General features: G+C 63.6%; 14 protein-coding genes. All 14 read left to right on the top strand.

Features of this window, described 5'->3' with window-relative positions:
• Positions 1-224: 224 nt before the first annotated feature.
• The 14 genes from SSARUM_RS18180 to SSARUM_RS18115 all read left to right on the top strand — a co-directional run bounded on the left by SSARUM_RS18180 (position 225) and on the right by SSARUM_RS18115 (position 17697).
• Positions 225-1661 carry a sensor histidine kinase gene (locus tag SSARUM_RS18180; protein WP_033635614.1) on the top strand — a complete coding sequence of 479 codons (1437 nt, stop codon included), beginning with the start codon at positions 225-227 and terminating at the stop codon, positions 1659-1661.
• A gap of 3 nt (positions 1662-1664) precedes the next feature.
• Entirely contained in the window at positions 1665-2537 is an 873-nt protein-coding gene (gene qseG / locus SSARUM_RS18175; RefSeq protein ID WP_051917635.1) for a two-component system QseEF-associated lipoprotein QseG, read from the top strand.
• On the top strand, positions 2534-3874 hold the full coding sequence (gene glrR / locus SSARUM_RS18170) for a two-component system response regulator GlrR (protein ID WP_033635613.1): 1341 nt from the start codon (positions 2534-2536) through the stop codon (positions 3872-3874). The genes qseG and glrR overlap by 4 nt, the downstream gene beginning before the upstream one ends.
• A 130-nt stretch (positions 3875-4004) precedes the next feature.
• The gene (locus SSARUM_RS18165) at positions 4005-5627 is read left to right on the top strand and encodes an NAD+ synthase (protein WP_060430484.1); all 1623 of its coding nucleotides are present in this window, start codon (positions 4005-4007) and stop codon (positions 5625-5627) included.
• 11 nt (positions 5628-5638) lie between these two features.
• Complete coding sequence (gene glnB / locus SSARUM_RS18160) at positions 5639-5977, top strand: nitrogen regulatory protein P-II (protein WP_004847623.1); 339 nt, start codon at positions 5639-5641, stop codon at positions 5975-5977.
• A 400-nt stretch (positions 5978-6377) separates the two neighbouring features.
• Positions 6378-7301, top strand: coding sequence for a LysR substrate-binding domain-containing protein (locus SSARUM_RS18155; protein WP_004941365.1), 924 nt, complete (start codon positions 6378-6380; stop codon positions 7299-7301).
• A gap of 115 nt (positions 7302-7416) precedes the next feature.
• A complete protein-coding gene (locus SSARUM_RS18150; RefSeq protein WP_060430482.1) occupies positions 7417-8880 on the top strand; it encodes a gamma-aminobutyraldehyde dehydrogenase in 1464 nt (487 codons plus the stop codon).
• A 73-nt stretch (positions 8881-8953) separates the two neighbouring features.
• On the top strand, positions 8954-10108 hold the full coding sequence (gene ydcS, locus SSARUM_RS18145; RefSeq protein WP_033648931.1) for a putative ABC transporter substrate-binding protein YdcS: 1155 nt from the start codon (positions 8954-8956) through the stop codon (positions 10106-10108).
• Between the two features lie 53 nt (positions 10109-10161).
• Positions 10162-11190 (top strand): ABC transporter ATP-binding protein, encoded by a 1029-nt coding sequence (locus SSARUM_RS18140; protein WP_033648930.1) that lies wholly within the window; start codon positions 10162-10164, stop codon positions 11188-11190.
• A 1-nt stretch (position 11191) separates the two neighbouring features.
• Positions 11192-12136 carry an ABC transporter permease gene (locus tag SSARUM_RS18135; RefSeq protein ID WP_060420054.1) on the top strand — a complete coding sequence of 315 codons (945 nt, stop codon included), beginning with the start codon at positions 11192-11194 and terminating at the stop codon, positions 12134-12136.
• The gene (locus SSARUM_RS18130) at positions 12126-12932 is read left to right on the top strand and encodes an ABC transporter permease (protein ID WP_033648928.1); all 807 of its coding nucleotides are present in this window, start codon (positions 12126-12128) and stop codon (positions 12930-12932) included. Before SSARUM_RS18135 ends, SSARUM_RS18130 begins: the two co-directional genes overlap by 11 nt.
• Positions 12933-12967: 35 nt before the next feature.
• Positions 12968-14392, top strand: a complete 1425-nt coding sequence (patD, locus tag SSARUM_RS18125) for an aminobutyraldehyde dehydrogenase (RefSeq protein WP_060426188.1) — start codon at positions 12968-12970, stop codon at positions 14390-14392.
• A 213-nt stretch (positions 14393-14605) separates the two neighbouring features.
• Positions 14606-16516, top strand: a complete 1911-nt coding sequence (locus SSARUM_RS18120) for an NAD(P)-binding protein (RefSeq protein WP_060426186.1) — start codon at positions 14606-14608, stop codon at positions 16514-16516.
• Positions 16513-17697 carry a c-type cytochrome gene (locus SSARUM_RS18115; RefSeq protein WP_033648925.1) on the top strand — a complete coding sequence of 395 codons (1185 nt, stop codon included), beginning with the start codon at positions 16513-16515 and terminating at the stop codon, positions 17695-17697. Before SSARUM_RS18120 ends, SSARUM_RS18115 begins: the two co-directional genes overlap by 4 nt.
• Positions 17698-17716 lie beyond the last annotated feature (19 nt).

Genomic DNA, 17716 nt, shown 5'->3' with positions numbered 1-17716 from the left:
TATCCCTGTTGCGTTGCCTATGCCCTCGAACGCAGACGCTATCCCCACACTCTCGTTTTCGCACCGGTTGATGTTGCCGGGGCCGCATGCCGTCGGCAGGCCAGGCCTATGGGCGCGGTTCACCGATCCCGCGGCTTTTTCCTTGCGCGTTCAGGATTCTCCCTTGCCGGGCTTTTCTCTTTCCGGCGAGTCAGTTAGCATCGTGACAGAGCTGAGAGAATGAGATGATTTCGTTGAAAAGATGGCGTTTATTCCCCCGTTCGCTGCGGCAATTGGTGCTGCTGGCCTTCCTGTTGGTGCTGCTGCCGCTGCTGGTGCTGGCCTATCAGGCCTACCAGAGCCTGGATCACCTCAGCGCGCAGGCGGCGGACATCAACCGCACCACGCTGGTGGACGCGCGGCGCAGCGAGGCGATGACCAGCGTGGCGCTGGAGATGGAGCGCAGCTATCGTCAGTACTGCGTGCTGGTCGATCCCACGCTGCAAAAGCTGTATCAGAACCAGCGCAAGCAGTATTCGCAGATGCTGGACGCCCATGCGCCGATTCTGCCGGACGAGCGCTATTATCAAACGTTGCGCCAGCTGCTGACCCAGCTGGCGGCGATCAAATGCCATAACAGCGGGCCGGATCAAGAGGCTTCCGCCTTGCTCGAGTCGTTCTCGCGCTCCAACGCCGAAATGGTGCAGGCCACGCGCGCGGTGGTGTTCTCGCGCGGCCAGCAGCTGCAGCAGGCCATCGCCGAGCGCGGCCAGTTCTTCGGCTGGCAGGCGCTGCTGCTGTTCCTGGTCAGCGTGCTGCTGGTGGTGCTGTTCACCCGCATGATCATCGGGCCGGTCAAGGCCGTGGAGCGGATGATCAACCGTCTGGGGGAAGGGCGCGCGCTGGGCAGCACCGCGTCGTTCAAAGGGCCGCGCGAGCTGCGTTCCCTGGCGCAGCGCATTATCTGGCTGAGCGAGCGGCTGGCGTGGCTGGAATCGCAGCGCCACGAGTTCTTGCGCCATATCTCGCACGAGCTGAAAACGCCGCTGGCCAGCATGCGCGAAGGCACCGAGCTGCTGGCCGACGAGGTGGCGGGGCCGCTGACTTCCGATCAGAAAGAGGTGGTGACGATCCTCGACAACAGCAGCCGCCATCTGCAGCAGCTGATTGAACAGCTGCTGGATTACAACCGCAAACTGGCCGATGGCCCGGCGGCACATGAGAACGTCGAGCTGCGCGAAATGGTCGATTTGGTGGTCGCCGCGCACAGTTTGCCGGCGCGGGCGAAGATGATTTCCACCGAAATTGCGCTGGAGGCGGAAATCTGCTGGGCAGAGCCTACGCTATTAATGCGCGTGCTGGATAATCTCTATTCCAATGCGGTGCACTACGGCAAGGAATCCGGTAACATTTGGATCCGCAGCCGTCAGGTTGGACAACGGGTGCAAATCGACGTCGCCAATACCGGCACGCCGATCCCCGAGGCTGAAAGAGCCATGATTTTCGAGCCTTTTTTCCAGGGTAGTCACCAGCGAAAAGGGGCGGTAAAAGGAAGCGGACTGGGGTTGAGCATCGCTCAGGACTGTATCCGTCGCATGCGCGGTGAGCTGCAACTGGCGACGGTCGCCGGTGCAGACGTCTGCTTCCGCATTGAATTGCCGTTAACCGCCGAGAATGAATAAATAATGTACACATGGTCTAAGCGCCTTCGTCTTTCACAGACCGAAGGTTCACCGCGTGCCACGCACAGGACGCCGCTCGGCAAACGCCCGATCGGCTGGTTGGGCGCCGTCTTCTTTATGCCGCTGTTGCTGGCGGGCTGCGTCGATCGCGCCGTCAGCGGCGGCCTGAACGCTCAGCAGCAAGAGGCGATCCCGGATACCAAGGTGATCGATTACCGCACCGCGGCTTGCGATACCCTGTGGCAGTTGGACGACAAGGACGCGCTGGATAACGCGCTCTACTGGCTGCGCGCGATGGACTGCGCCGATCGCATCGGGTCGACCCAGGCGCGCGCGCTGGCGAAAACGGTGCCTGGCGACAGCTGGTCCGGCGTTTTCAAACAGAGCATCCTGCTGGGCAGCGCGCAGCCGACTTCCGGCGAGCGCCGCCAGATGATCGACAGGATCAACAGCTACCGAATGGAGTTCCCCGGCTCGTTGCGGCCGCTGACGCAGCTGTGGCGCCAGCAGCAGATGCTGCAGATCACGCTGTTCGATGAAAAAGCGCGCTATCAGCATCTGCAGGAGAGCAGCGACAGCCAGATCGATTCGCTGCGCCAGAGCCAGGCGCGTTTGCAATCGCAGCTGCAGGACACCTCGCGCAAGCTGGAAAACCTGACCGACATCGAGCGCCAGCTCTCTTCGCGCAAGCAGCTGCAAGGGGAAATCCCGGAAAACAACACAGGCTCGCAAAAGGGCGAAGCCGCCGGTAAAAACGGCGCGGCCGCCAAAGGGGCGGAGCCGCAGGACGAACCGGAAAAGGGCACCGCGCTGCCGGTTGAACCGGAAGACACCTATACGCCGCCCCCTGCCAATAAGGAGTCTCACGCGCAATGACCGCACGCAAACCGGCCAACCTGCTCTTGGTTGACGACGATCCCAGCCTGCTGAAGCTGCTGGGCATGCGTCTGACCAGCGAAGGTTTTCACGTCACCACCGCCGAAAGCGGCCAGGAAGCGCTGCGCCTGCTGGCGCGCGAACAGATCGATCTGGTGATCAGCGATCTGCGTATGGACGAGATGGACGGCATGGCGCTGTTCGCCGAGATCCAAAAGCATCAGCCGGGCATGCCGGTGATCATTCTCACCGCGCACGGTTCGATTCCCGATGCTGTGGCCGCCACCCAGCAGGGGGTGTTCAGCTTCCTGACCAAACCGGTGGATCGCGATGCGCTGTACAAGGCGATCGACGAAGCGCTCGCGCTGTCGGCCACCCCGGCCGGCGACGACGCCTGGCGCGAAGATATCGTCACCCGCAGCCCGCTGATGCTGCGCCTGCTGGAGCAGGTGAAAATGGTGGCGCAGTCCGACGTCAGCGTCTTGATCAACGGCCAGAGCGGCACCGGCAAAGAGGTGGTGGCGCAGGCGATCCACGCCGCCAGCCCGCGCGCCGGCAAGGCGTTCATCGCCATCAACTGCGGCGCGCTGCCGGAGCAGCTGCTGGAGTCCGAACTGTTCGGCCACGCCAAGGGCGCCTTTACCGGCGCGGTCAGCAGCCGCGAAGGGCTGTTCCAGGCGGCGGCGGGCGGCACGCTGTTCCTCGACGAGATCGGCGATATGCCGCTGTCGCTGCAGGTGAAGTTGCTGCGCGTGCTGCAGGAGCGCAAGGTGCGGCCGCTGGGCAGCAACCGCGATCTGGACATTGACGTGCGCATCATCTCCGCCACCCACCGCGATCTGCAAAAGGCGATGGCGAAGAACGAGTTCCGCGAAGATCTCTACTATCGCCTCAACGTGGTGAACCTGAAGATCCCGGCGCTCAACGAACGCGCCGAAGATATCCCGCTGCTGGCCAACCACCTGTTGCGCGAAGCGGCCCAGCGGCACAAGCCGTTCGTGCGCAGCTTCTCGACCGACGCCATGAAGCGGCTGATGACCGCCAGCTGGCCGGGCAACGTGCGTCAGCTGGTCAACGTCATCGAGCAGTGCGTGGCGCTGACCTCGGCGCCGGTGATCGGCGAAGCGCTGGTGGAGCAGGCGCTGGAAGGGGAAAACACCGCGCTGCCGACCTTCGCCGAAGCGCGCAACCAGTTCGAATTGCACTACCTGCGCAAGCTGCTGCAGATCACCAAGGGCAACGTGACCCAGGCCGCGCGCATGGCGGGCCGCAACCGCACCGAGTTTTACAAATTGCTGTCGCGCCACGAACTGGACGCCAACGATTTTAAAGAATGACAGTTTGCCGCCGGCGCCTGCCACGCAGGTTCTCAACAAATCCGGCGGAATGATTTACACTCCGTTCTCTTTGCCGCGGCGCGCCCCGGCGTAGAGCACCATGGAACGTATTAAGCGGGATCGTACACAAATGAGCAGATCACTTTCCATCGCCCTGGCCCAGCTGAACCTGCTGGTCGGCGACATTGAAGGCAACACCGAACGCATGTTGCAAATCGTGCAGGAGCAGCAGAAGGCGGGAGCCGATCTGGTCATGTTCAGCGAACTGGCGCTGTCCGGCTACCCGCCGGAAGATCTGCTGTATCGCAATGACTTCTATCAGCGTTGCGACGCGCAGCTGCTGCGCCTGCAGCAGGCCTCCGCCGAGACGGCGATCCTGGTCGGCCACCCGTGGCGCGAAGGCGACAAGCTGTATAACGCGCTGTCGCTGTTTGCCGAAGGCCGCCTGCTGACCCGCTACTTCAAGCAGCAGCTGCCGAACTACGGCGTGTTCGATGAGAAGCGCTATTTCCACGCCGGCAACGACACCTGCGTGGTGGAACTGAAAGGCTACCGTCTGGGGCTGCTGATTTGCGAAGATCTGTGGTTCCCTGAGCCGATTGACGCCGCCAAGGCGGCCGGCGCGGAAATTATCCTGTCGATCAACGCCTCACCGTATAACCGCGAAAAGCCGTATATCCGCAAAACGCTGATGGCCGGCCACTGCCAGCGCACCCAGCTGCCGCTGGTGTACCTCAATCAGGTCGGCGGCCAGGATGAGCTGATCTTCGACGGCTGCTCCAAGGTCTTCGACGCCGCCGGCACCATGACCCACCGTCTGGCGGCCTTCGACGAGCAGGTGACCCGCCTGGAATTCAACGAGCTGGCCGTGGTGCCGATGGCCGATCCGGCCGCTGAGCTGCCGCAGCTGGCGCAGGTGTACCAGGCGCTGGTGTTGGCGGTGCGCGACTACGTGACCAAAAATGGCTTCAAAGGCGCGGTGCTCGGCCTGTCCGGCGGCATCGACTCGGCGCTGACGCTGGCGATCGCCGTGGATGCGCTGGGCAAAGACAAGGTGCAGGCGCTGATGATGCCGTTCCGCTATACCGCGGACATCAGCATCGCCGACGCCAGGGAAGAGGCGGAAATCCTCGGCGTGGAGTTCGATATCGTCTCCATCGAACCGATGTTCGACGCCTTTATGGGCCAGCTGTCGCCGATGTTCGCCGGCACCGAGCGCGACACCACCGAAGAAAACCTGCAGGCGCGTTGCCGCGGGGTGGTGCTGATGGCGCTGTCCAACAAACGCCGCAGCATCGTGCTGACCACCGGCAACAAGAGCGAAATGGCGGTGGGATACGCCACGCTGTACGGCGATATGGCCGGCGGTTTCGACGTGTTGAAAGACGTGCCGAAAACGCTGGTGTTCAAGCTGTCCGAATACCGTAACACCGTCTCCTACGTGATCCCGCAGCGGGTGATCGATCGTCCGCCGTCCGCCGAGCTGGCGCCGGATCAGGTCGATCAGGACAGCCTGCCGCCATACGATATCCTGGACGCGATCCTGGAAGGCTACGTTGAGCGCGACAAATCGGTTGCCGATCTGGTGGCCGAAGGGTTCGACGAAGCGATCGTGCGCAAGGTGATCCGCCTGGTGGACATCAACGAATACAAGCGGCGTCAGGCCGCCGTCGGGCCGCGTATCACCGCCCGTAACTTCGGCAAAGACCGCCGCTACCCCATCACATCCGGTTTTGGCCGCAAAAATTGGTAAAAGGAAAGAAGATGAAAAAGATCGACGCGATTATCAAGCCGTTCAAACTGGATGACGTCCGCGAAGCGCTGGCCGAAGTGGGCATCACCGGCATGACGGTCACCGAAGTGAAAGGCTTCGGCCGCCAGAAGGGCCACACCGAGCTGTACCGCGGCGCCGAGTACATGGTCGACTTTCTGCCTAAGGTGAAGATCGAGATCGTGGTTGCCGACGACATCGTCGACACCTGCGTGGAAACCATCATGCAGACCGCGCAGACCGGCAAGATCGGCGACGGCAAAATCTTCGTCTTCGACGTGGCGCGCGTGGTGCGCATTCGTACCGGCGAGCAGGACGAAGAAGCGATTTAATGTGATCGTCTACCGAGCACCGCCAGCTTGAGCCTGGGCAGTGCTCGGTCTCCTCACGTACTGCGTGTACGCTCCGGGCCCTGCGCGCTGGCCGTGCCCAATCTGGCCGGCGCTCGCTACGCCCCACACCTCAGTGAACATCTCCCGACCTCTCCACAATTCTGGTTATTTTCACCATTAGCATTCTAAAAAAGCGAACGCTATCGCGTTTTTGATACTTTGCCCGATCGCTTTTTTCGCGGGATCTACAATCAATCTAACAATCTTGATTGAGGTGATCCCCAATGAATTTCAAGTTGCGGCTAGGCGGCAAGGGCGTGCATCCCCAGGAGCTTACTCAAGTAAGTGACTGGGGTAAGCGCACGCAGACAACAACGCAGCGGCTTGAAAGGCGATGGGGATGATGACGTTACGCCAAATCCGCCACTTCATCGCGGTGGCGGAAACCGGGTCGATCTCCGCCGGCGCCCAGGCGGTGTTTGTCTCCCAGTCTTCGCTGACGCTGGCGATCCAGCAGTTGGAAACCGAGATCGGCGTGCGGCTGTTCGATCGCCACGCCAAGGGCATGACGCTGACCCATCAGGGGCATCAGTTTCTGCGCCAGTCGTATCTGATCCTGGCGACGGTGGACAACGCCAAGCGCAGCCTGCAGATCGGCACCGAAAGCCTGACCGGCAAGCTGACCGTCGGCGTCACCAGCCTGGTGGCTGGCTACTTCCTGGTGGAGCTGCTCACGCGCTTTAAATCGGCCTATCCCAACGTCACCGTGCAGGTGGTTGAAGACGAGCGCCCGTATATCGAGCATCTGCTGGTCAGCGGCGAGATCGACATCGGCGTGCTGATCCTGTCGAACATCGAAGACCGCGACGCGCTGCAGACCGAGGTGCTGATGCACTCGCCGTATCGCCTGTGGTTGCCGCCGCTGCACCCGCTGCTGGAGCACGAGAGCATCAGCCTGGCGGACGTGGCCAAACAGCCGCTGATCCAGCTCAACGCCGATGAAATGGACGTGCACGCGCGGCGCATCTGGGCGCGCGCCGGGCTGAAGCCGGAGATCGCCATGAAGACCGCCTCGACCGAGGCGGTGCGCAGCCTGGTGGCGGCGGGGATGGGGGTCTCCATCCAGCCGGACATGGCGTACCGCGCCTGGTCGCTCGAGGGCAACATGATCGAGGCGCGCAAGCTGGACGATCTGCTGGAGCCGCTGGACATCGGGTTGGCGTGGCGGCGCGGCAGCGCGCGGCCGGAGCTGGTGACGCCGTTCCTTACCATCGCGCGCGAGAACGGCAGCAAACACGCCGCCGGGCTTAAGCATTCGATTTAATCGAACGCGGCGTTCAGTATTTAGAATTTGTTGCCCGCCAGAGGCTCGCTTAGGCTGATTAAAACTAACTTATTCACATTTAGTTAACGTTTTTGTCACTTAGGGGCGTCAGGCGATGGCAGATGTGCAGGTTCTCTCAGGTTTGTCCTGTCAGCAGTTCATTAACGGTCAGCTTATCGACGGCGAAGGCCAGCAGGAGTGCATCGTCAATCCGGCCAACGGCGAGACGCTGATCGTCCTGACCGAAGCCTCTTCGGCGCAGGTCGGCAGCGCGGTGAAAGCCGCGCAGCAGGCGTTTGGTCACTGGTCGCGCACCACGCCGGCCCAGCGCGCCGCCCTGTTGCTGCGCATTGCCGACGCCATCGAGCGGCAGGCGCCGCAGCTGGCGCAGCTGGAAGCCCTCAACTGCGGCAAACCGCTGCATCAGGCGCTCAATGACGATCTGCCGGCGGCGGTCGACGTGTTCCGCTTTTTCGCCGGCGCGGTGCGCACGCAGCAAGGGCAGCTGGCCGGCGAGTATGTGCCGGGCCACACCTCGATGATCCGCCGCGATCCGATCGGCGTGGTGGCCTCGATCGCCCCCTGGAACTATCCGCTGATGATGGCGGCGTGGAAGATCGCGCCGGCGCTGGCGGCGGGCAATACCGTGGTGTTCAAACCCTCCGAACATACGCCGCTGACCATTCTGGCGCTGGTGCCGGCGCTGCAGGAGATCCTGCCGCCGGGCGTGCTGAATATCGTCTACGGCGGCGGGGAAGGGGTCGGCAGCCAGCTGGTGGGGCACCCGCAGGTGCGGCTGGTATCGGTCACCGGCGATATCGTCACCGGGCAAAAAATTCTGCAGGCGGCGGCCAAAAGCGTCAAGCGCACCCACCTGGAACTGGGGGGCAAGGCGCCGGTGATCGTCTGCGACGACGCCGATCTCGACGAAGTGGTCAACGGCATTCGCACCTACGGCTATTACAACGCCGGCCAGGACTGCACCGCCGCCTGCCGCATCTACGCGCAGGCGGGCATCTATCCCAAGCTGTTGGACGCGCTGGGCGAGGCGGTCGCCAGCCTGCGTTTCGCCCGCAAGCGCGATCAGGACAACGAAATCGGCCCGTTAATCAGTGCCCGCCAGCGCGATCGCGTCGCCAGCTTCGTCGAGCGAGCGCTCAGCCAACCGCATATCGAATTGATCACCGGCGCCGCGGTCCACTCCGGGCCGGGGTTCTATTACCAACCGACCCTGCTGGCGGGCTGCCTGCAAAGCGACGAAATCGTGCAGCGCGAGGTGTTTGGCCCGGTGGTCAGCGTCACGCGCTTCGAACACCTGGAGCAGGCGGTGGCGTGGGCCAACGACTCGGAATACGGGCTGGCTTCGTCGGTGTGGACGCAAAATATCGATCGGGCGCTGCACATTGCCGCCCATCTGCAGTACGGCAGCACCTGGATCAACACCCATTTCACCTTGGCGAGCGAGATGCCGCACGGCGGCCTGAAACGCTCCGGCTACGGCAAGGATCTGTCCAGCGATTCGCTGCAGGATTACAGCGTTGTCAGGCACGTAATGGCGAAGTTCAAAGCCGGCTTCTAACGGTTATATCAAGAAAAATCAGGCGGCAGCCGTTCCCTGCCGCATACCGATAAGCAACACAGGGGTAATTACGATGGGAAAAACTACCGCAGTCACCACCACCGTCTCCGCGCTCTGTCTTACCGTGCTGTGCGGCCTGGCCCAGGCGGCCGATCTGCCGCAGACGCTGGGCAAAGGCGAAGGCCGGCTGGATATCATCGCCTGGCCCGGCTACATCGAACGCGGCCAGTCCGACAAAAACTACGACTGGGTCACCCAGTTTGAGAAGCAAACCGGCTGTGCGGTGAACGTGAAGACCGCCGCCACCTCTGATGAAATGGTCAGCCTGATGGCCAAGGGCGGCTACGATCTGGTGACCGCCTCCGGCGACGCCTCGCTGCGCCTGATCTTCGGCAAGCGGGTGCAGCCGATCAACACCGCGCTGATCCCGAACTGGAAGAACATCGATCCGCGCCTGCTGAACGGCGCCTGGTACACCGTGGACGGCAAAACCTACGGCACGCCGTACCAGTGGGGGCCGAACCTGCTGATGTACAACACCAAAACCTTCCCGACGCCGCCGGACAGCTGGGCGGTGATCTTCCAGCAGCAGAACCTGCCGGACGGCAAGAGCAACCAGGGCCGGGTGCAGGCTTACGACGGCCCGATCTACATCGCCGACGCGGCGCTGTTCCTGAAGGCCACCCAGCCGCAGCTCGGCATCAGCGATCCATACCAGCTCAACGAAGAGCAGTATCAGGCGGCGCTGAAGCTGCTGCGCAGCCAGCACGCGCTGATCCACCGCTACTGGCACGACACCTCGGTGCAGATGAGCGACTTTAAAAACGAAGGCGTGGTGGCCTCCAGCGCCTGGCCGTATCAGGCCAACGCCCTGAAGGGCGAGGGGCAGCCGATCGCCACCGTGTTCCCGAAAGAGGGCGTGACCGGCTGGGCGGACACCACCATGCTGCATGCCGACGCCAAGCACCCGAGCTGCGCCTACCAGTGGATGAACTGGTCGCTGGAGCCGAAGGTGCAGGGCGACGTGGCGGCCTGGTTCGGGTCGGTGCCGGCTTCGCCAGCGGGCTGCAAGGCCAGCGCGCTGCTGGGTGAGAAGGGCTGCGAAACCAACGGCTTCAACCAGTTCGACAAAATCGCCTTCTGGAAAACGCCGCAGGCGCAGGGCGGCAAGTTCGTGCCGTACAGCCGCTGGACCCAGGATTACATCGCCATCATGGGCGGCCGCTAAGCCGCGGGGCGCAGCCCGCTGCGCCCGAACTACATCAGTATGGAGCACAGAAAATGACCATTGCCGTGCAATTCATCGATGTTTCGCGGACTTTCGGCGATGTTCGCGCCGTGGATCGGGTATCCATCGACATTCAGGACGGGGAATTCTTCTCCATGCTCGGGCCGTCCGGCTCGGGCAAAACCACCTGCCTGCGCCTGATCGCCGGCTTTGAACAGCTCTCTTCCGGCTCGATTCGCATCCACGGCCAGGAAGCCGCCAACCTGCCGCCGTACCAGCGCGACGTGAATACGGTGTTTCAGGATTACGCGCTGTTCCCGCACATGTCGGTGCTGGAAAACGTAGCCTACGGCCTGATGGTGAAGGGCGTCGCCAAACGCGAGCGGCTGGCGCGGGCGCAAGAGGCGCTGGAGAGCGTGGCGCTCGGTTTCGTTGCCGAACGCAAACCGGCGCACCTGTCGGGCGGCCAGCGGCAGCGCGTGGCGTTGGCGCGCGCGCTGGTCAATCGGCCGCGGGTGCTGCTGCTGGACGAACCGCTCGGCGCGCTGGATCTCAAGCTGCGCGAGCAGATGCAGGGCGAGCTGAAGAAGCTGCAGCGCCAGCTGGGCATCACCTTTATCTTCGTCACCCACGATCAAAGCGAAGCGCTGTCGATGTCCGATCGGGTGGCGGTGTTCAATAACGGCCGCATCGAACAGGTGGATACGCCGCGCGAGCTTTACATGCGGCCTAAGACGCCGTTCGTCGCCGAATTCGTCGGCACCTCCAACGTGGTGCGCAGCGAGCTGGCGCAGCGCCTGCTCGGCGAAAGCCGAACCTTCTCGATCCGGCCGGAGCATATCCGCCTGCTGGAGCAGGGCGGCGCGGCGCAGGACGAGATCCAGGTGCAGGGGACGCTGCAGGAAATCCATTACCAGGGCGCGGCCACGCGGTATGAAATCGCGCTGAACGGCGGCGAAAAGCTGCTGGTCAGCCAGGCCAATCCGCAGTGGCTCGCCGAAGGGCAACAGCGGCAGATCGGCCAGCCGATCGTCGCCTGCTGGCCGCGCGCGGCGATGGTGCCGCTGCTGGAGGAGAGGTGAGATGGACATGAGCATCGATTCCCCCTCGGCGCGCGGCGGCACCGTGCGCGCGCTGTCGACCTGGCTCTATCGCCGGCCGACGCTGTATCTGCTTTTGCTGCTGGTGCCGCCGCTGCTGTGGTTCGGCGCGGTGTACCTCGGGTCGCTGCTGACGCTGCTGTGGCAAGGGTTTTACACCTTTGACGATTTCACCATGGCGGTGACGCCGGATCTGACCTTCGCCAACCTGGCGGCGCTGTTCAACCCGGCCAACTACGACATCATCCTGCGCACGCTGACCATGGCGGTGCTGGTGTCGCTGGCCAGCGCGGTGCTGGCGTTCCCGATCGCCTATTACATGGCGCGCTACACCAGCGGCCGCGTCAAGGCGTTCTTTTACATCGCGGTGATGATGCCGATGTGGGCCAGCTATATCGTTAAAGCCTACGCCTGGACCCTGCTGCTGGCGAAAGACGGCGTGGCGCAGTGGTTCCTGCAGCACCTGGGGCTGGAGCCGCTGTTGGCTTCGCTACTGACGGTGCCCGGCGTCGGCGGCAACACGCTGTCGACCTCAGGGCTGGGGCGTTTTCTGGTGTTCGTCTATATCTGGCTGCCGTTCATGATCCTGCCGATCCAGGCGGCGCTGGAGCGCCTGCCGCCCTCGCTACTGCACGCCTCGGGGGATCTGGGCGCCCGGCCGGCGCAGACCTTCCGCCACGTCATTTTGCCGCTGGCGGTGCCGGGCATCGCCGCCGGGTCGATCTTCACCTTCTCGCTGACGCTGGGCGACTTTATCGTGCCGCAGCTGGTGGGGCCGCCGGGCTATTTCATCGGCAGCATGGTGTACGCCCAGCAGGGCGCGATCGGCAATATGCCGATGGCCGCGGCCTTTACGCTGGTGCCGATCGTCCTGATCGCCATCTACCTTTCCATCGTCAAACGTCTGGGGGCTTTCGATGCACTCTGAACGCGCGCCCTTAGGGCTGAAGCTGGCCGCCTGGGGCGGACTAATCTTCCTGCATTTCCCGTTGGCGATCATCGCCATCTACGCCTTCAACACCGAGGATGCCGCTTTCAGCTTCCCGCCGAAGGGGTTTACGCTGCACTGGTTCAACGTTGCCGCCGGGCGGCAGGATATCCTCGATGCGGTGCTGCTGTCGGCGCAGATCGCCTGCCTGGCGACCGCCATCGCGCTGGTGCTCGGCACCCTGGCGGCGGCGGCGCTGTATCGGCGCGATTTCTTCGGCAAGGACAGCATTTCGCTGCTGTTGCTGCTGCCGATCGCGCTGCCGGGGATCGTCACCGGTCTGGCGCTGCTGGCGGCGTTCAAGGCGCTGAACATCGAGCCGGGCATCCTGACTATCGTCGTCGGCCATGCGACGTTCTGCGTGGTGATCGTGTTCAACAACGTCATCGCCCGGTTCCGCCGCACCTCGTACAGCCTGATCGAAGCGTCGATGGATCTCGGCGCCGACGGCTGGCAAACCTTCCGTTACGTGATCTTGCCGAACCTCGGCTCGGCGCTGCTGGCCGGGGGCATGCTGGCGTTCGCGCTGTCGTTCGATGAAATCATCGTGACCACCTTTACCGCCGGCCACGAGCGCACGCTGCCGCTGTGGCTGCTGAACCAGCTCGGTCGCCCGCGCGATGTGCCGATCACCAACGTGGTGGCGCTGTCGGTAATGCTGCTGACCATGCTGCCGATCCTCGGCGCTTACTACCTGACCAAAGGTGGGGAAAGCGTCGCCGGCAGCGGCAAATAATTTCCTTACCCGACCTCTGATAAAAGGATAACCCTATGCAAAGCCAACTGTTGATTGACGGCCAACTGGTGAACGGCCAGGGCGCGACCCTGCCGGTGTATAACCCGGCGACCGGCGAAGTGATTGCGCAGGTGGCGGAGGCCAGCCCGGAGCAGGTCGATCGCGCGGTGCTGGCGGCGGACGCCGCGTTCGCCGCCTGGGGGCAAACCACGCCGAAAGAGCGCGCCGAGCATCTGCTCAAGCTGGCGGATCTGATCGATGCGCATGCCGAGACCTTCGCCAGGCTGGAGTCGCTCAACTGCGGCAAGCCTTATCACTGCGTGTTGAACGACGAACTGCCGGCGGTGGCCGACGTGTTTCGCTTCTTCGCCGGGGCCAGCCGCTGCCTGACCGGCATGGCGGCCGGCGAGTATCTGGCCGGGCATACCTCGATGATCCGCCGCGATCCGCTGGGCGTGGTGGCCTCGATCGCGCCGTGGAACTACCCGCTGATGATGGCGGCCTGGAAACTGGCGCCGGCGTTGGCGGCGGGCAACTGCGTGGTGATCAAGCCTTCGGAACAGACGCCGCTGACCACTTTCAAACTGGCCGAACTGGCCGCCGGGCTGTTCCCGCCGGGCGTGCTCAACGTGCTGTTCGGCCGCGGCGCCAGCGTCGGCGATCGGTTGACCGGGCATGACAAGGTGCGCATGGTGTCGCTGACCGGCTCGATCGCCACCGGCGAGCACATCATCGCCCACACCGCCGCCGGCATTAAGCGCACCCATATGGAGCTGGGCGGCAAGGCGCCGGTGCTGGTGTTCGACGACGCCGATCTGCAGCAGGTGGTGGACGGCATTCGCGGCTTCGGTTTCTACAACGCCGGGCAGGATTGCACCGCCGCCTGCCGCATCTACGCGCAGAAAAGCATTTATCCCGAGCTGGTGAAGCGGCTGGGCGAGGCGGTGGCCAGCCTGAAGATCGGCGCGCCGGACGACGAGGGCACCGAGCTGGGGCCATTGATTACCGCCCAGCATCTGGAGCGGGTCGCCGGTTTTGTCGAGCGAGCCAAAGCCTTGCCGCACGTGCAGGTGGTGACCGGCGGCGAGAAGGTGAAGGGGCCGGGTTACTACTTCCAGCCGACGCTGCTGGCCGGCGCGCGCCAGGAGGATGAAATCGTGCAGCGCGAGGTGTTCGGCCCGGTAGTGACGGTGACGCCGTTCGACGACGAAGAGCAGGTGCTGGCCTGGGCGAACGAATCCAACTACGGGCTGGCGTCGTCCGTGTGGACTCGCGACGTGGGCCGTGCGCATCGCTTAAGCGCCCGCCTGCAATACGGCTGCACCTGGGTGAACACCCACTTCATGCTGGTGAGCGAAATGCCGCACGGCGGCCAGAAACTGTCCGGCTACGGCAAGGATATGTCGATGTACGGGCTGGAGGATTACACCACCATTCGTCATGTGATGTTCAAACATTGATTTTACAATAATTATCCGCACAATAGCGCGGCCTTCGGGCCGGCTCCGGCCGGCCGATGATAATAATATTCCCCTATGAATTTCAGGCTACGGCTAGGCGACCAGCTTGTTCATCCCCAGGAGCTTACTTAAGTAAGTGACTGGGGATGAACAAGTGCAGGCAACAACGCTGTAGCTTGAAATACGACGGGGAAAAATTGAAAGGAAGCCTATATGGGTATCACCCGACGCGATTTTCTCAACGGGGTGGCGATCACCATCGCCGCCGGGTTGACGCCGCTGCAAATCTTGCGCGCGTCGCCGCAAACCGCCAATCAAACCCTGTACTACCCGCCGGCGCTGACCGGGCTGCGGGGTAACCATCCGGGCTCGTTCGAGCATGCGCACCAGTTGGGGCGCGACGGCAAAACCTTTGATTTCGGCAGCGTGCCCGCCGTTGAAGAGTTCGATCTGGTGGTGGTCGGCGCCGGTATCAGCGGGTTGGCGGCCGCCTGCTTCTGGCAGCAGCTGAAAGGTGAGCAGCAGCGCATTTTGCTGATCGACAACCATGATGACTTCGGCGGCCACGCCAAGCGCAACGAATTCAACACCGACGACGGCATGCTGCTCGGCTACGGCGGCAGCGAATCGCTGCAGTCGCCGCGCTCCAACTTCAGCCCGGTGGCGATGGGGCTGCTGCGCAAGCTCGGCGTCGATATCGATCGGCTGGAGCAGGCGTTTGACACCACCTTCTACCCGGATCTGAACCTGAGCCGCGGGGTTTACTTCGATCGCAAGAACTTCGGCGTCGACAAGGTGGTGAGCGGCGATCCGGGCCGCACGGTGGCGGACGACATTCCGCGCGATCGTCTCAACGGCCGCTCTTATGAAGCGTTCATCGGCGATTTCCCGCTGCCGGAAAGCGATCGCCAGGCGTTGATCGCGCTGCATACGGTGAAGAAAGATTATCTGCCGGAGATGACGCTGGAGCAGAAGGTCGAGTGGCTCGATACCCACAGCTACACCCAGTTCCTGCGCGAGAAGGTGGGCCTGAGTGAGCTGGCGATCCGTTATTTCCAGCAGACCACCAACGATTTCCAGGCGGTGGGCATCGACGGCACGTCGTGCAGCGATGCGCGCATCTGCGATCTGCCGGGCCTTGACGGCATGAATCTGCCGCCGCTGGACGAGGAGTCGCAGGCGGATCTCGACGATCCTTACGTGTTCCACTTCCCGGACGGCAACGCCACGCTGGCGCGCCTGATGGTGCGCAAATTGATCCCGGCGGTGGCGCCGGCCGGCAAAGACATGAACGACGTGGTGCTGGCCAAATTCGACTACGGCCAGCTCGATCGGCCGGAATCGCCGGTGAAGCTGCGTTTGAACAGCACCGGGCTGCACGTGGCCAACGTCGGCGACAAGGTGGAAGTCACCTACATGACCGGCGAGAAGATGACCAAGGTGCGCGCCGGGCAGGTGGTGATGGCCGGCTACAACATGATGATCCCGTACCTGGTGCCGGAGATGTCGCACGAGCAGCAGGAGGCGCTGAAACAGAACGTCAAGTCGCCGCTGGTGTACAGCAAGGTGGTGATCCGCAACTGGCAACCGTTCATCAAGCTGGGCGTGCACGAGATCTATTCGCCGGCCGCGCCGTACAGCCGCGTGAAGCTGGATTACCCGGTGAGCATGGGCGGGTATCAGCACCCGCGCGATCCGGATCGGCCGATCGGCCTGCATATGGTGTACGTGCCGACGCTGCCGGGCAGCGGCCTCAGCCCGCGTGAGCAGTCGCGCAAAGGGCGCGCGCTGCTGCTGGGCACGCCGTTCGAGGTGCACGAGCAGATGATCCGCGAACAGCTGCAGGGCATGCTGGGCGAGGCCGGTTTCGACCATCAGCGCGACATTCAGGCGATCACCGTCAACCGCTGGTCGCACGGTTACTCCTACTTCCTCAACGGGCTGTTTGACGACGAAGACGAGGCCACGAAAATCATCGAAACGGCGCGGCAGCCGATCGGCAAGATCGTTATCGCCAACTCCGATGCCGACTGGAGCCCGTACGCCAACTCGGCGATCGATCAGGCGTGGCGCGCGGTGAATGAACTGGCCTACGGCAAGGTTGCCGCCAAGGAGGGAGCATGAGTCTGCGTTCGCTGTACCTGTTGAGCCTGCTGGCGGCAGGCGGCTCGGCCCAGGCGATGTCGGCCGGGGAATACGTCGCCAAAGCCGGTGACTGCACCGCCTGCCACACCGCGCCGGGCGGCGCCGAATTGGCGGGTGGCATGAAGTTCCCGACGCCGCTCGGGGCTATCTACGCCACCAACATCACGCCGGACAAGCTGCACGGCATCGGCGCCTATTCGTTCGAAGAGTTCGATCGCGCCATGCGCCAGGGGGTAGCCAAAGACGGCCACCGGCTCTACCCGGCGATGCCGTACACCTCGTACGCCAAAATGAGCGCGGAAGACATGCGCGCGCTGTATGACTATCTGATGAATGAGGTGCCGGCGCAGAACGTGGCCAACCGCGCCAGCGACATCAGCTGGCCGCTGTCGATGCGCTGGCCGCTGGCGGTGTGGAACCAGCTGTTCCACGACGACCAGCCGTATCAGGCGGATCCGCAGCAAAGCGCCGAGTGGAACCGCGGCGCCTACCTGGTGCAGGGCGCGGGCCATTGCGGCAGCTGCCACACGCCGCGCGGCTGGGCGATGCAGGAGAAGGGGCTGGACGGTAAGGAGCCGGTGTTCCTGAGCGGTGCCGAGCTGGACGGCTGGTACGCCTCCAATCTGCGCGGCCTGCCGCCGGAAGAGGTGACGGCACTGCTGAAAACCGGCCGCAGCCGCCATGCGGCGGTCGCCGGGCCGATGAGCGAGGTGGTGACCCACAGCACGCAGTACCTCAGCGACGGCGATCTGAACGCCATCGCGGTGTACCTGCGCAGCCTGGCGCCGGAAACCGCCGCCAAAGCCGCTGCGCCTGCCGCGCAGGCGGATAACCCGGGCGGCAAGGCGACCTACGCGATGTACTGCTCGACCTGCCACGGCAACAAGGGGGAGGGCACCGACTTCGCCATTCCGGCGCTGGCGGGCAATGCCACGGTAACGGCGGACAATCCGCTGACCGCGCTGCGGGTGGTGCTGGAGGGGACGCATACGCCGATCACGCAGCAGGCGATGGCGTTCGACATGCCGGCTTACGGCTGGGCGTTGAACGATCGGCAGGCGGCGGATCTGATGAGCTATCTGCGGGGAAGCTGGGGCAACCAGGCGGCGCCGGTGACGGTGCAGCAGGTGCAGGACGCGCGCCAACTGCAGGCGAAATGAAGAGGGAGCGCGGTCTGAC

The organism is Serratia sarumanii, from assembly GCF_029962605.1.
Classification (GTDB): Bacteria; Pseudomonadota; Gammaproteobacteria; order Enterobacterales; family Enterobacteriaceae; genus Serratia; species Serratia sarumanii.
This window is presented reverse-complemented; position numbering and strand designations above follow the sequence as displayed.